Source organism: Enterobacter sp. MGH 24 (assembly GCF_000493015.1).
In the GTDB taxonomy this organism is placed as follows: Bacteria; Pseudomonadota; Gammaproteobacteria; order Enterobacterales; family Enterobacteriaceae; genus Enterobacter.
Map to the genome: position 1 here is coordinate 4608402 of NZ_KI535657.1, position 15753 is coordinate 4624154.

Genomic DNA, 15753 nt, shown 5'->3' on the forward strand with positions numbered 1-15753 from the left:
TGCAAATCATTGTGCCCGGCGGCGCTACGCTTGCACGGGCCTACAAAATCGTAGGCCGGGTAAGGCGAAGCCGCCACCCGGCACATTGGGCATCAGGCCGTGCGCGCCACCGCGTCACGCGATGCAGCATCACGCTCTTCACCGGTCAGCTCGCTCAGCTTGCCGTCGCGCATCTCCAGCAGGCGGTCAGCATGAATAAAGTAGTGATCGTCGTGGCTGATGGCGAAAATGGTTTTGCCCATCTCCTGCATCAGCGGCAGCAGCACCTGATAAAACTCGCGGCGGAAGTGCGGGTCCTGATCTGCCGCCCACTCATCCAGCAGAATAATGTCACGCTCTTCCGCCAGCGCCAGCAGCAGCGCCACGCGCTTCTTCTGCCCCTTAGACAGCTTGAGGTTCAGGATTTTTCCGTCCTGAAGCTCCAGCTTGTGCGACATCTGCAGCTGCACCAGCCATTTTTCCACCAGCGCAGGATTAGCCTGTTGCCCATCCGGCCCCAGCAGCCGATCGAACAGCCAGACATCGGTGAACACCGCCGAGAAAAGCTTGCGGTAATCCTCGGGCTTCTCCGCGCTCAGCGCCGTGCCGTCCAGCAAAATCTCGCCTGACTGCGGCTGATAAAGTCCGGTCAGCAACATCGCCAGCGTAGATTTACCGCTGCCGTTGCCGCCGATGAGGAACAGCAGCTCACCGCGGTGGATCGTCAGGTTGACCGGCCCCACGGAGAAGGCGCTGTCCTGATAGCGGAACGTGACGTTACGCAGCTCCAGCGTCTGCCAGTTCGGGAAGGCGTTCGGGCGCGGAAATTCGGCTTTAAACGGCGCGAGATCGAATTTTTTGAGCTTATTAAATGCCACCTGCGCACTCAGCAAGGTGGGCAACGCGCCGACCGCCGAGAGCAGCGGCGTGCGCAAAAACAGCAGCGTCAGCGAGTAGGTTGCCGCCACGTTGGTGTCCGCCCAGCCCAGGCTGTTCGCCATCCAGAATACCAGCCCAATAGCGCCCAGCATCATAATGTTTGACCAGTTCACCGCGCTCAGGTGGAAGGTATCAGCGCGAATAATATGGTGCCGGTATTCCCGCGCGTCCGGGATATAGAGATGATTAAAGATATGCTCGGCGCGTTCGCGGTTCAGGGTCAGCTCTTTGCGTCCTTCCAGCACCGTCTGGTAATCGTTATAGAGCTTATCTTCGGTTTCGCGCAGCACCGCCATGTGTTTGTAGACGCGGGACACCAGCATAAAGCCGCCCCAGATGGTAATGGCAATCCATAGCGCAGTCACCGCCAGCATTTTGGTCGAAAGCCAGGCGAGATAAGCGGCCGAGCCAAAGGTCAGAATGATCCCCTGCACCAGCTCCGGCAGACGAACGAACGCGATGGTAATGGCGCGCACGTCGCTGGTCAGCCCCGCCAGCAGGGAAGCGCTGCCGAGCTGCTCAACGCGCTCTATCTGGGTGTCCAGGATCCGCTTGATAAACTCGCTGCGCAAACGGAAAACGAAATGGTGCCCGAGCGCGGTCAGCGCAAGCTGCGAACCGAGCGTAACCGCCATCAACAGGAGCAGCAGGCCGAGAAACTCCGGCAATACGGAGAGCGAGGTGTCGACCATTTCAATCAGCCGCACGTTAATAAACGCGATCAGGCCAATACCCAGGGCGGCACTGGCAAGGCTTAACGCCATTACGGCGATGAAGGGCCAGCGATACTGACGCCAGACAAGGAGAAGTAGTTGCATGCAGGCAATCCGGACAATAAAAATCAGCCAGCAGTGTAAACTGCCCTGCGCGGACATCAAGAATAATTCTTATTTTAGTTTACTGTACCCCGCCTGACGGAAGGTCAAGTTATAACGGTACTCACCCGTGAGCGGGTGAACTCCGGGCTTCAGCGGCTGAATACCGTGATAAAACAGCCGCGATTCCCTCCCCCACACCACCACGTCGCCATGCTCCAGCATAATGCGTTTGAGCGGATCGCTGCGGCGCAATCCGCCAAACTGGAAGACGGCGGGCAGACCTAACGATACCGAGACGATAGGCGCGCGCAGATCGGGTTCATCCTTGTCCTGATGCAACGAGAGCTTCGCGCCAACGGCATAGCGGTTAATCAGGCAGGCATCCGGCCGAAAGTCAGGATACTGCGCTGCCACGGCGGCCTCGTGGCAGAGCGCCTGAAAAACGGCAGGCATCGGGGGCCACGGCTGGCCGGTAGCGGGATCGTTCGGAGCATACAGATAGCCCCGCTCGTTCGTCGCCCAGCCCAGTTCGCCGCAGTTGGCCATGGCTACCGACATGGTGTAACCGCCCGGCGTCACCATATGGCGAAACGGCGAAACAGCCGTCACCTCGTCGATACCGGCAAGCAGCACCGCGGCACGGGAGAGTGCAAAGCGGCGCAGGATCACCGCTCCCGGCGCAAGCGGCTCCTGCCAGGGTTCAGCATCCGCAAAAAGATCGAGCATTATCCCTCCTGGCGTTTCGCCTCACGTTTCAGTAATAGCGCTTTTCGCGCCGTCCCCCATCGGTAACCCGACAGCGCGCCGTCATGACGAACCACGCGATGGCAGGGGATCACAATCGCCAGCGTGTTTGCCGCACAGGCCCCGGCAATGGCGCGTACCGCATTGGGCTGGCCAATCGCCTCCGCCACCTGCCGGTAACTTGCCGTTTCACCGCAGGGAATGTTGCGAAGGGCCTGCCAGACGCGCTGCTGGAACGCGGTTCCGCGAATATCCAGCGGCAGCGCAAGCGGTACGTCGCGGTTATCAATACTGGCAATCACCTGATGGATCCGCCGCGCGAACGCCTCTTCCAGAGGCGCATGCGCTGCTTTTGGAAATTGCGCGGCAAGCGCTTCGGCTAATTCTGCATCGTTGTCACCCAGCAGGATCGCGCAGATCCCCCGCTCGCTTTCTGCAACCAGACAGCGTCCTAACGAACAGTCGCTGATGGCATAACGCACTGCCGCATCCCCCTTGCGGTACTGCTTCGCCGTCATGCCCAGCGCATCGTTGGCTTTACGGTAATAGCTGCTGCTGTCGGGAAACCCCGCCGCCAGCACGGCATCGGTAATTTTGTCTCCCTGTGCAAGCGCGGTACGCAGGCGCTGGCCTCGCGCCGCCTGCTGCCAGGCTTTTGGCGTCATGCCGGTCACGGCCTTAAACAGACGGTGGAAATGGAAAGGACTCATGGCGACCTGCTGCGCCAGCCCCTCCAGGGTTAGCGTGGGTTCCTGCTCCAGAAGACGGCAGGCGTGCTCCACTTTCGCCAGCTTCTGCGCCTGCGGATCGCGTTTGTCCGGCATGCAGCGCTTGCACGGGCGAAACCCTGCCTGAACGGCATGGTGGGCATCGGGATAAAAGCGGACATTTTTACGCAGCGCGTGGCGGGCGCGGCATGACGGGCGGCAGAAAATACCCGTGGTCTGCACGGCGAAGACAAACTGTTCGTCAGCGAGCGGATCGCGGGCCAGCACGGCCTGCCAGCGATCCTCATCGGTAATAAAGGTCGAGTTTCTCATTATCGGCTCCTCATGTAAGCATACATAGAGCGTGCCTGAGCGCCAGTGATAAAAAACCCGCAACCTTGCTTTTTAATTTTTGTCGCTTACCAGGAAGCTGTTGAACTGCGGCGAGCTCCAGGTTTTAAACCCGTCGCCCTCTTTGGTGATCATATACACCGCCAGCCCTTCCTGACGAACCACCTCTTTGGCTTTTTCCGGGCCGAGCACCATTAATCCGGTATCCCAGGCATCGGCTTCCAGCGCGGTAGGGGCAATGACCGTCACCGAGACCAGGTTATGCGTGATGGGGCGTCCGGTCTGAGGGTCAATAACATGCGAAACGCGTTTCCCGTCGAGTTCATAATAGTTACGGTAGCTGCCGGATGTGCTGATGCCGTGCCCGTTAATATCCACGATGGCCTGCACGGCATTTTGCCGATCGGTCGGCTTTTGAATCGCTACACGCCACGGTTTACCGCTGGCATTCATGCCCCGGCTGACTAACGCGCCGCCCACGGAAACCAGGTAGCGCGATATCCCTTCCTGCGTCATCAGCGCCGCAAGGTGATCCGCAGCGTAACCTTCGCCTACCGTTGACAGATCGACAAACAGATCGGGGATGTCTTTTTGCAGATACTGCTGGCCGTACTGGTTGATCACCGTCAGATGCTTTAACCCTGTCCTGGCGCGGGCATCATCAATAGCCGCCTGATCGGGTGTGGTATCCGGCTGTTTATTCGGGCCAAATCCCCACAGGTTCACCAGCGGTCCGACGGTCACGTCCATTGCGCCGTTGGTTTTATATCCCACGCGCATTGACTCGGTGACAATATCAGCCATCGCTTCGCTCACCGGCCACAGGGAGGTACTGGTGGAAAGATTAAAGCGCATCAGCGCCGAGTCGTTCTTATAGGTCGACAGCAGCTGATCGTCGGCATCCAGCTGTGACTGAATTTTGCCGCGAAGTTCGTCTGTGCGTGTTTTATCGAGGTCCATCACGCTGACGCGCCAGAAGGTCCCCATCGTTTTGCCTTCGAGCACCGTCGCGGCGGGTGCGTCGGTTTTCGCCACAGGTGTGGGATCGTTACATGCGGTCAGGAAAAAAAGCATAGCCAGAAAGCTGGCGCGTAAAAAAGTCATGTCCATTCATCATTATCCTCATGCCAGGGCGGCAAGAGTACACCAAAACGGGTGAGTTGTGAGAATCTGCGAGGCGCAAAAAAGGGGCCATCAGGCCCCTTACGTCACACGATGAAGCGATTAGAACTGGTAAACCAGGCCCAGCGCGACGATATCGTCAGTACCGATACCCGCCTGACGGGTGAATTCATTTTCATCAACCAGGTTGATTTTGTAATCCACGTAGGTGGACATGTTTTTGTTGAAGTAGTAAGTCGCACCCACATCAACATATTTCAGCAGATCCTGATCGCCGTAACCTTCGATGTCTTTCCCTTTAGACTGCAGGTAAGCCACGGATGGACGCAGGCCGAAGTCGAACTGGTACTGAGCAACCACTTCGAAGTTCTGCGCTTTGTTAGCGAAGCCGTAAATCTGGCTGCTGCTCTGAGAATTGCCGAAACGGGTTGCGTTGTAGGTCTGGGAGTATTGCGCCGCCAGGTAGATGTTGTTGGCGTCATATTTCAGGCCACCGGTATACACTTCAGCGTGGTCGCCTTCGCCTTTCAGCGCCGAGTTAGCCGTGTTGTTCTGGTCAGCAGTGCGCTTAGAAGAAGACATTGCGCCACCGATGCTGAAGCCTTCACCCAGGTTATAGGTCAGGGACGCACCGTAGCCGTCGCCGTTCTGTTTCAGGGTGCTACGACCGGTGTCGTTTTCACCGCTTACGCTGCCGTTTTTACCCTGATACTGCAGGGCAAAGTTCAGGCCATCCACCAGACCAAAGAAGTCCTGGTTACGGTAGGTCGCCACGCCGTTAGCACGGGACTGCAGGAAGTTGTCAGCGCCGTAGGTATCTCCACCAAATTCTGGCAGAACGTCGGTCCAGGAGGTTACATCGTAAATCACACCGTAGTTACGACCGTAATCGAAAGAACCCGCGTCAGCGAATTTCAGACCCGCGAACGCCACACGCGTCCAGGCCTGGTTGTCGCTTTCGGAGGTGTTGCCCTGGATCTGGTATTCCCACTGGCCGTAACCGGTCAGCTGATCGTTAACCTGCGTTTCGCCTTTGAAGCCGAGACGCATGTAGGTCTGGTCGCCGTCGGCACTCTTGTCGTCAGAGAAATAGTGCAGACCATCAACTTTGCCGTACAGATCTAATTTGTTGCCATCTTTGTTATAAATTTCGGCCGCATTTGCTGCGCCTGCCACCAGGAGTGCTGGTACCAGGAGGGACAGTACTTTAACTTTCATTTTATTAACCCTCTGTTATATGCCTTATAATTGCCACTGCTTACTGGTTAACCCTCATTAACCAGTCGGCAATTTCATTCTCCGCAAAATTACAGAATAATCCAATGCGAATATGATACGAAAACTTTGAAGATGTTTCATTTATCTACCAACATGTTTCAAAATGTAAATATCAAGGAACTTTTACAAAGCACAAATAGCTTAGAAAATTAGCACTTATAATCAAACCAAAAAATCACCACATTAAAATCAAATAGTTACAATAAATTACGTTACAGCACTGAATGACAAAACAAGATCGAACCTAATCTCTAAAATAACTCTCGCTATCATCATTAACTTTATTTATTACCGTCATTCAGTTTTGAATGTCTGTTTATCCCTAATTGAACCGGATGCATCGCATTCGGTTTTTTTTTACCTTTCTTTACGTAACTTCTCTTTTTTTGTGCTACCGCACCGTAATTGTAACGACTATTAACTAAATTCTCGTCGGGTAACCTGCGAGGGAAGAAAATTGAGGCCAAACTTAATTTCTTGTTAATTCGTGCTATTTTCTGGCTACGTGTGTCTGTTATTTGTACGCCTATGGCGAGTTTGTACATGTTTACTGCACGCCTCACCGTCGATATTGTCCAGTGAAAAAGTCGCCTCTTCCCGGACGGTGGCGCTGGAAATTCAGTTATTACCCTTTATACTGCCCTATCGCCACAGAGCACGACCATAACGGGTTAAAGATATCAATGAGTCAGACTGAAACTACCGCCCCGAGCAAATTTTCCCTCCTTCCCGGGAGCATCACCCGTTTCTTTCTTCTTTTGATCGTTGTGCTGTTAGTCACCATGGGGGTAATGGTACAAAGCGCGGTTAACGCCTGGCTGAAGGATAAGAGCTATCAGGTCGTTGATATCACCCATGCCGTTCACAAGCGCATAGATACCTGGCGCTACGCCACCTGGCAAATTTACGACAATATCGCGGCAGCCCCGACCTCCTCGTCCGGAGATGGACTTCAGGAGACGCGGCTTAAGCAGGATGTTTATTATCTCGAAAAACCGCAGCGTAAGACCGAGGCCCTCATCTTTGGCTCGCACGACAGCGCCACGCTTGAGATGACGCAGCGTATTTCGACCTACCTGGATACCCTCTGGGGCGCTGAAACGGTACCGTGGTCGATGTACTATCTGAACGGTCAGGACAACAGCATGATCCTGATCTCAACGCTGCCGTTAAAAGATCTCTCTTCCGGGTTTAAAGAGACAACCGTGGGCAGCATCGTCGATTCCCGCCGGGCAGAGATGTTGCAGCAGGCAAATGCCCTTGATGAACGTGAGAGCTTCTCTTCCCTGCGTCGTCTGGCCTGGCAAAACGGTCATTATTTTACCCTGCGCACTACGTTCAACCAGCCAGGACATCTGGCGACGGTGGTGGCCTTCGATTTACCGATTAATGATTTAATCCCGCCGGACATGCCGCTCGACAGCTTCCGCATGGAGCCAGACACCAGCACCCAGAACATGCGTGCGGCGTCAGACAAAGAGGCCGCAGAGAGCGTATCGATCTCCTTTAACGGCTCGAAAATCGAAATTGCCTCATCGCTGAACTCGACCGGTATGCGCCTGGTGTGGCAGGTGCCGTTTGGCACGCTGCTGCTCGACACCCTGCAAAATATCCTGCTGCCTCTGCTGCTGAATATCGGCCTGCTGGCCCTGGCCCTGTTTGGCTACAGCACCTTCCGTTTCCAGACGGGGCGTCAGAGCGACGCCTCTGCGGTTCCGGCCGGCACCAGCAATGAGCTGCGCGTATTGCGTGCACTGAATGAAGAAATTGTTTCCGTGCTGCCGCTTGGGGTCTTAGTTCACGACCAGGAGGCGAATCGTACGGTGATGAGCAACAAAATTGCCGACCATCTGCTGCCGCATCTTAACCTGCAGAACATCACCACCATGGCGGATCAACACCAGGGGGTGATTCAGGCCACCATCAACAATGAACTTTACGAGATCCGTCAGTTCCGCAGCCAGGTGGCTCCCCGCACGCAAATCTTCATTATTCGCGACCAGGATCGCGAAGTGCTGGTTAATAAAAAGCTCAAGCAGGCACAAAGACTGTATGAGAAAAACCAGCAGGGGCGTGCCGCATTCATGCAAAACATTGGCGATGCCTTTAAGCAGCCGTTAAAAACGCTGGCGACCCAGGCGGCAGCGTTAAACACCGCTGAAAGCCACCAGCTTGCCTGCCAGGCCGATTCGCTGGTCAGAATGGTTGATGAAATCCAGCTGGCGAACATGCTGGAGAATGATTTCTGGAAGGGAACGCCAACCCTCTTCTCCATTCAGGATTTAATCGATGAAGTGGTCCCGGAAGTGCTGCCCGTCATTAAGCGCAAAGGGCTGCAGCTGCTGATCAATAACAATCTCCCAGCGAATGACAAACGCCACGGCGATCGCGAAGCGCTGCGCCGTATTCTGCTGATGATTATTCAGTACGCCGTGACCACGACACAGATCGGCAAGATCACCCTTGAAGTCAGCACGGAGGAGTCGGCAGAAGACCGTCTGGCGTTCCGCATCCTGGACACCGGGGAAGGCGTCACAACGAGTGAAATTGATAATCTTCACTTCCCGTTCCTGAATGACACGCAAAGCGATCGCTACGGCAAGGCCAATGCCCTGACCTTCTGGCTATGCGATCAGCTGGCGCGTAAGCTCGGCGGTCATCTGAATATCAAAGCCCGTGAATCCCTCGGCACCCGCTATTCTCTGCACGTGAAAATGGCGGCCAATCCGCAGGAAGAAGATGAAGAACGTCTGCTGGATGATGTTGTGGTGATGGTCGATGTGACCTCGAATGAGATCCGCAATATTGTCGTTCGTCAGTTAGAAAACTGGGGTGCGGCCTGCATCACGCCGGATGAAAGACTTGCAAGTCAAGAATTTGATCTGTTTTTAACTGATAATCCGTCTAATCTTACTGCCTCCGGCTTGCTTTTAAGCGATGATGAGTCAGGCGTGCGGAAAATCGGCCCTGGCCAGCTGCGCGTCAACTTTAATATAAGCAATGCGATGCAGGAAGCTGTACTACAACTAATAGAAGAGCAGCTGGCGCAGGAAGAGATAGCGGAATCACCGTTAGGCGGCAATGAAAATGCCGAACTTCACGCCAGCGGATACTATTCACTCTTTGTTGATACAGTACCAGATGATGTTAAGCGGTTGTATACTGAGTCCGCTGCGAATGATTTCGCAGCGCTGGCACAGACAGCACACCGGCTTAAAGGGGTGTTTGCCATGCTTAATCTGGTTCCCGGCAAGCAGTTATGTGAAACGCTGGAACATCTAATTCGTGAGAAAGATGCCTCTGGCATTGAAAAATACATCAGCGACATTGACGCCTACGTCAAAAGCTTGCTGTAGCAAGGTAGCCTTATACATGAACAATATGAACGTAATTATTGCCGATGACCATCCGATTGTACTGTTCGGTATTCGCAAATCACTTGAACAGATCGAGTGGGTGAATGTAGTCGGTGAATTTGAAGACTCTACAGCACTGATCAATAACCTCCCAAAGCTTGATGCACACGTGCTCATTACCGATCTCTCCATGCCTGGGGACAAGTACGGTGACGGGATCACGCTCATCAAATATATTAAACGTCACTTCCCGGACATCTCGATCATTGTTCTGACCATGAACAACAATCCGGCGATCCTGAGCGCGGTGCTGGATCTGGACATCGAAGGGATTGTGCTGAAACAGGGCGCACCAACCGATCTGCCAAAAGCGCTCGCTGCGCTGCAGAAAGGCAAGAAGTTCACGCCTGAGAGCGTCTCTCGTCTGTTGGAAAAAATCAGCGCGGGTGGCTACGGTGACAAACGTCTGTCCCCGAAAGAGAGTGAAGTTCTGCGCCTGTTCGCAGAAGGTTTCCTGGTGACCGAGATTGCCAAGAAGCTGAACCGCAGTATTAAAACCATCAGCAGCCAGAAGAAATCAGCGATGATGAAGCTGGGCGTGGACAACGATATTGCTCTGCTGAACTATCTCTCCTCCGTTACGCTGAGCGCAACGGACAAGGATTGATCCCCACTGTAAATGCCGGGTGGCGCTCGCGCTTACCCGGCCTACAGAAGCCGTAGGCCCGCGCAAGCGCAGCGCCGCCGGGCAAATAAAAAGGCCCTTACGGGCCTTTTTTATATTCTGGTTTTTCTCACGCGATCCGCGTAAATCGACAACGTCTGCTTCAGCACGTCCAGCGTCACCGGCTTCGACAGACAGCTGTCCATGCCTGACTCCAGACAGCGCTGTTTCTCTTCCGCCAGCGCGTTCGCCGTTACGCCCACCACCGGCAGCGTCAGGCCCAGCTGTCGGATGCGCTGCGTCAGACGGTAGCCATCCATGTTTGGCATGTTGACGTCGCTAAGCACGATATCAATATGATTTTTACTCAGCACATTCAGCGCATCCACGCCATCATTGGCCGTTTTGCACTGGTAGCCCAGCGATCCAAGCTGGTCAGCCAGCAGGCGGCGGTTAATCGGATGGTCATCCACCACCAGAATCATCATATCGTCATTCACCGACGCCAGAGAGTCCGGTGACGGCAACGCGCCTGCACCGTCGTTCTCTTCGAGCTCCACTTTGTAGATGCGCGCCAGCAGGCTCAACAGCTCGTGCGGCGTTGCGACACTGTGTACCCATTCCCCAGGCGCACGCTCGACAGGAATGCCAATGTGGCGACGACAGAAGAGCACCGCCCCTCTCCCCTGCCACGGCTGTTCCGGCATCTCGTCGGCGATCAGCACATCGTCAACATCCGGCGTTTGACCTTCATAGCGACACACTCTCACGCCGCTGTGGGCAAGCATCGCCGTCAGGTAGTCATTCAGCGAGGCGTTATGCACCGCCAGCCAGCAGCGCTTGTCGCTCAGCCCGTCCACCGTCGCTTTTGCCGGATACTGCGCCGAATAGAGCGGAATGCGGATGGTGAACTGGCTGCCCATGCCGGGCTCGGTATCCACGGAGATATCACCGTCCATCATGCTGACGAGCTTCTCACAAATCGCCAGCCCCAGTCCGGTCCCCTGGAAGTTACGCTGCACGCCGGTCCCGACCTGGAAGAATGGGTCGAACAGGCGAACCACTTCCTTCGCCGGGATGCCGACGCCCGTGTCGCGCACGCGAATGCTCAGGTAATCCCCCGCCCGGCAGACGTGCAACACGATACAGCCAACATCCGTGAATTTAATGGCGTTGCTGAGCAGGTTAGAGATGACCTGCTGCAGGCGCATCGGATCGCCGTGCAGCGTCAGCGGCACGTCCGGTTCGATAAAGCAGTAGAGCCCCAGCTGTTTACGCACCACCAGCGGCAGATAGTTGGCGCTGATATGGTTCATGACCTCGCGCGGCGAGAACTCCCGCGGCTCGATTTTCAGCTGCTCAGACTCAATTTTCGAGAAGTCGAGAATATCGCTGATAATTTTCAGCAGCAGGCTGGAGGAGTTGTTCATCGCCGTCACCAGCCTGTCGACCCCTTTCGGCAGCTCTTTGGTCTGCAGCAGGTCGAGGTTACCGATGATCCCGTACAGCGGGGTTCGCAGCTCGTGGCTAACGGTGGCAAGGAACATGGATTTCGACTGGCTGGCCTGCTCCGCGGCCTGCGCCATCTCCTGTAGCGACTCTTCCATCTTCACGCGCGCGGAAACATCCACCAGCACGCAAATCGCCACGTTTTCATTGCGATAGCGGGAATGGACAAAGCTGATCTGCAGGTTGGTGTGCGTGCTGGTGAGCACGTCGACAAAGTTAACCTGCTGACCGCAGATAATCTGCGTCAGCCTCTGCCGGTCTTCATGCGTCAGCATGTTCAGGTAGTTATGCGCCAGTTCGTTACTCAGGATATTGGTCCCGTCCTGGGTGCGCAGAATACAGATCCCCACCGGTGCTGAGGCGACAATCTTGCGGTTAAACTGCTCGTGTTCCTCGAGCCGCTGGGCGTCGCTTTCGGCGGGAATAAATATTTTCCGCTCATACATGCGCGCCAGCGTAAACAGCGCGCCACCCGCGATCAGGTTCAGCAGAATCGCATTCATGATGAGAATGCGTATCCGCTCAAGCACCATATCCACCGGCACCGAGTAGACAATGCTCAGCGAGGATGGCGGCAGGCTTTTTTTCAGCACCAGCTCGCGGAAGCCTGAGGTGTAGCCAAACCATGACCGCTCCTGCATCCAGTGCGGTTCAACGTTTAACCGGTTATCCGGCCCGGCGAGTGAGATCAGCTGATGGCCGTTTTCATCCAGAATGGTCACCCCCATGGGCAGGCTGCCTGGGGTGAAGAAGTTTTCCATGCGGATGGTCTGCTCAATTCCCAGCAGCGCCTGCAGGCGATTGCCGAGATACACCGGCGTCAGAGCGTAGAAATAGCCCACGCCCGGGCGCGGGCCCTGGCTAACCCAGAAGATGTTATTCCCGCGCTCGTCCTGCGGCGCATTGCGATATTTCACAATACGCTCATGCAGGCTTTTCAGAGCATCGTCACGCTCAACGGGCACATCACGCAGGCCAAAGTCAGCCATGCAGAGATTTTCACTGCCAATCAGGAATACGCGATTCAGGTCGTAGGCGGCGGAGAAATTGTCGCGCCAGTAGCGCATAAACCAGGCAAGGGACTCCAGCGACCCGCGCCAGGTATTGCTCATGGTGGAGCAATCGGAGTCCGGGAACAGCGGCTGGAAGTCCGGGACTTCGGTTTTGTCATTACGACCCCGAAGCGCAAGGATGCCGTTTTCCGCCGTCAGACGATTTTCGGCAATATACTTCAACTCCTTCATCACGTCAGACGTTCGCTGAATGTAGCGCTGGGCCTGGTCGGAGCTTAAGTTAAACTCCTGGCGGATCTCCGCTTCTTTCTGGTGCAGCGCGTTAACGATGTAAAACACCGAGAACAAGGCCACCAGCAGCCAGAGCAAGAGCGCCAGCGCCCGAAACAGATAGCGAGAGACTTTCAGCGTAGTACGAAAGGAGACGAGGTATTTCAAAGGGGCGAGGCTCCGCCGTCGGGGTCAAAAGAATGTGGTTAAGGTAGCGGTAAACGCGCCGGGTCGCAACGTTGACTTATCTGCTTCTGCAAAAGAAAAGGGCCGGAATCCGGCCCTTTTTGCTTCAGGAGTGATTACTCGTCAGCATCATCCGCTGCGTCATCGTCAGTGTCGGCTTCCGGCGCGATATCATCATCGCCTTCCGCAACGCTACCGTCGATGGAATCGAGCTCTTCGTCATCCACCGGCTCAGCAACGCGCTGCAGACCCACCACGTTTTCATCTTCCGCTGTACGGATGAGGATCACGCCCTGGGTGTTACGCCCCACCACGCTGATCTCAGACACGCGGGTACGCACCAGCGTACCGGCATCGGTGATCATCATGATCTGGTCGGCATCATCTACCTGCACCGCGCCCACAACGGAACCGTTGCGCTCGGTCACTTTGATAGAGATAACGCCCTGCGTGCCGCGAGACTTGGTCGGGTATTCGCTTTCTGCCGTACGTTTACCGTAGCCATTCTGCGTCACGGTCAGGATTGCACCTTCGCCGCGCGGAACGATCAGGGAAACGACGCTGTCTTCGCCCGCCAGTTTGATACCACGAACGCCCGTAGCGGTACGACCCATTGCACGGACGGCGTTCTCTTTAAAGCGCACCACTTTACCGGCCGCAGAGAACAGCATCACTTCATCGGAACCGGAGGTCAGATCCACGCCGATCAGCTCGTCGCCTTCGTTCAGATTCACCGCAATGATCCCGGCGGAACGTGGGCGGCTGAACTCGGTCAGGGCGGTTTTCTTCACGGTACCGCTGGCGGTCGCCATAAAGACGTTCACGCCCTCTTCGTACTCGCGTACCGGCAGGATGGCGGTGATACGTTCGTTCGCTTCCAGCGGCAGCAGGTTAACGATTGGGCGACCACGTGCACCGCGGCTTGCTTCCGGCAGCTGATAGACTTTCATCCAGTACAGACGACCGCGGCTTGAGAAGCAGAGGATCGTGTCATGGGTGTTGGCCACCAGCAGGCGGTCAATAAAGTCTTCTTCTTTAATACGTGCCGCAGATTTACCTTTACCGCCACGACGCTGTGCTTCGTAGTCGGTCAGCGGCTGATACTTCACATAGCCCTGGTGAGACAGGGTTACCACCACGTCTTCGCGGTTGATCAGGTCTTCAATGTTGATATCAGAGCTGTTCGCGGTGATTTCGGTGCGGCGTGCATCGCCGAACTGATCGCGGACCAGTTCCAGCTCTTCACGGATCACTTCCATCAGGCGATCTGCGCTACCCAGGATATGCAGCAGCTCGGCAATCTGTTCCAGCAGCTCTTTATATTCGTCGAGCAGTTTTTCGTGCTCAAGGCCGGTCAGTTTCTGCAGACGCAGATCCAGAATCGCCTGCGCCTGCTGTTCAGTCAGGTAGTACTGACCGTCACGCACGCCGAATTCAGGCTCCAGCCACTCAGGACGCGCAGCGTCATCGCCCGCACGTTCAAGCATGGCGGCCACGTTACCCAGCTCCCATGGACGCGCAATCAGGGCTGCTTTCGCTTCTGCCGGGGTCGGCGCACGGCGAATCAGCTCAATAATAGGGTCGATGTTGGCCAGTGCAACGGCCAGCGCTTCAAGGATATGGGCACGGTCACGCGCTTTGCGCAGTTCGAAGATAGTACGGCGGGTCACCACTTCACGGCGGTGACGCACGAACGCGCTCAGGATCTCTTTCAGGTTCATGATCTTCGGCTGACCATGGTGCAGCGCAACCATGTTGATGCCGAAGGAGACCTGAAGCTGAGTCTGGGAATACAGGTTGTTCAGCACAACCTCGCCCACCGCGTCGCGTTTAATCTCAATCACGATGCGCATACCGTCTTTGTCAGACTCGTCACGCAGCGCGCTGATGCCTTCAACGCGTTTTTCTTTTACCAGCTCGGCGATTTTTTCAATCAGACGCGCTTTGTTCACCTGATACGGGATCTCGTGAACAATGATGGTCTCACGGCCGGTCTTAGCGTCCGCTTCCACTTCGGCGCGGGCACGGATGTAAATCTTGCCGCGTCCGGTGCGGTACGCTTCTTCAATACCGCGACGACCGTTGATGATCGCCGCCGTCGGGAAGTCCGGGCCCGGGATGTGTTCCATCAGCCCTTCAATGCTGATGTCTTCATCGTCGATATAGGCCAGGCAGCCGTTGATCACTTCGGTAATGTTGTGCGGCGGAATGTTGGTTGCCATACCGACCGCGATACCGGACGAACCGTTAACCAGCAGGTTCGGGATCTTGGTTGGCATCACATCTGGGATGCGCTCGGTGCCGTCGTAGTTATCGACGAAATCAACGGTCTCTTTTTCCAGGTCGGCCATCAGCTCATGAGCGATTTTCGACATACGGATTTCCGTATAACGCATCGCCGCAGCGGAGTCGCCGTCGACTGAGCCAAAGTTACCCTGACCATCTACCAGCATGTAACGCAAGGAGAATGGCTGCGCCATACGAACGATGGTGTCATAAACGGCGGTATCACCATGCGGGTGATATTTACCGATAACGTCACCGACGACGCGGGCAGATTTTTTATAGGCTTTATTCCAGTCATTGCCCAATACGTTCATGGCGTATAGTACGCGACGGTGTACCGGCTTCAGGCCATCGCGGACATCCGGCAGCGCACGGCCAACAATGACCGACATCGCATAGTCCAGATAGGAGCTCTTCAGCTCTTCCTCGATGTTAACCGGTGTAATTTCTCTCGCAAGGTCGCTCATCTAACCGCTATCCCTCTACTGTATCCCGGATTCAAAGGTCGCAAATTATAACACAGCCGAGGTG

At 55.5% G+C, this 15753-nt stretch carries 10 protein-coding genes; 2 read left to right on the forward strand and 8 right to left on the reverse strand.

The window, feature by feature from the left end; translation table 11 throughout:
• Positions 1 to 92 precede the first annotated feature (92 nt).
• The 6 genes from L370_RS00560 to L370_RS23540 form a co-directional block, all read right to left on the reverse strand.
• On the reverse strand, positions 93 to 1736 hold the full coding sequence (locus L370_RS00560) for a multidrug ABC transporter permease/ATP-binding protein (protein WP_032666748.1): 1644 nt from the start codon (positions 1734 to 1736) through the stop codon (positions 93 to 95).
• A gap of 69 nt (positions 1737 to 1805) precedes the next feature.
• Positions 1806 to 2462 (reverse strand): DNA oxidative demethylase AlkB, encoded by a 657-nt coding sequence (gene alkB, locus L370_RS00555; RefSeq protein ID WP_023336379.1) that lies wholly within the window; start codon positions 2460 to 2462, stop codon positions 1806 to 1808.
• Positions 2462 to 3520 (reverse strand): bifunctional DNA-binding transcriptional regulator/O6-methylguanine-DNA methyltransferase Ada, encoded by a 1059-nt coding sequence (gene ada / locus L370_RS00550; protein WP_023336380.1) that lies wholly within the window; start codon positions 3518 to 3520, stop codon positions 2462 to 2464. The genes alkB and ada overlap by 1 nt, the downstream gene beginning before the upstream one ends.
• A 72-nt stretch (positions 3521 to 3592) precedes the next feature.
• A complete protein-coding gene (gene apbE, locus L370_RS00545; RefSeq protein WP_023336381.1) occupies positions 3593 to 4648 on the reverse strand; it encodes an FAD:protein FMN transferase ApbE in 1056 nt (351 codons plus the stop codon).
• Positions 4649 to 4762: 114 nt separating this feature from the next.
• Positions 4763 to 5878, reverse strand: coding sequence for a porin OmpC (locus L370_RS00540; protein WP_023336382.1), 1116 nt, complete (start codon positions 5876 to 5878; stop codon positions 4763 to 4765).
• 341 nt (positions 5879 to 6219) lie between these two features.
• A complete protein-coding gene (locus L370_RS23540; RefSeq protein ID WP_072163970.1) occupies positions 6220 to 6483 on the reverse strand; it encodes a hypothetical protein in 264 nt (87 codons plus the stop codon).
• A 138-nt stretch (positions 6484 to 6621) separates the two neighbouring features.
• Between L370_RS23540 and rcsD the strand changes: the two genes are divergently transcribed.
• Positions 6622 to 9294, forward strand: a complete 2673-nt coding sequence (rcsD, locus tag L370_RS00535) for a phosphotransferase RcsD (protein ID WP_023336383.1) — start codon at positions 6622 to 6624, stop codon at positions 9292 to 9294.
• A gap of 16 nt (positions 9295 to 9310) precedes the next feature.
• The gene (gene rcsB, locus L370_RS00530; protein ID WP_003859405.1) at positions 9311 to 9961 is read left to right on the forward strand and encodes a response regulator transcription factor RcsB; all 651 of its coding nucleotides are present in this window, start codon (positions 9311 to 9313) and stop codon (positions 9959 to 9961) included.
• Between the two features lie 110 nt (positions 9962 to 10071).
• Here the strand turns inward: rcsB and rcsC are convergent, their stop codons facing one another.
• Together rcsC and gyrA are read right to left on the reverse strand one after the other, a co-directional pair.
• Complete coding sequence (gene rcsC, locus L370_RS00525) at positions 10072 to 12918, reverse strand: two-component system sensor histidine kinase RcsC (protein ID WP_023336384.1); 2847 nt, start codon at positions 12916 to 12918, stop codon at positions 10072 to 10074.
• A 134-nt stretch (positions 12919 to 13052) separates the two neighbouring features.
• Positions 13053 to 15689 carry a DNA topoisomerase (ATP-hydrolyzing) subunit A gene (gene gyrA, locus L370_RS00520; protein WP_023336385.1) on the reverse strand — a complete coding sequence of 879 codons (2637 nt, stop codon included), beginning with the start codon at positions 15687 to 15689 and terminating at the stop codon, positions 13053 to 13055.
• Positions 15690 to 15753 lie beyond the last annotated feature (64 nt).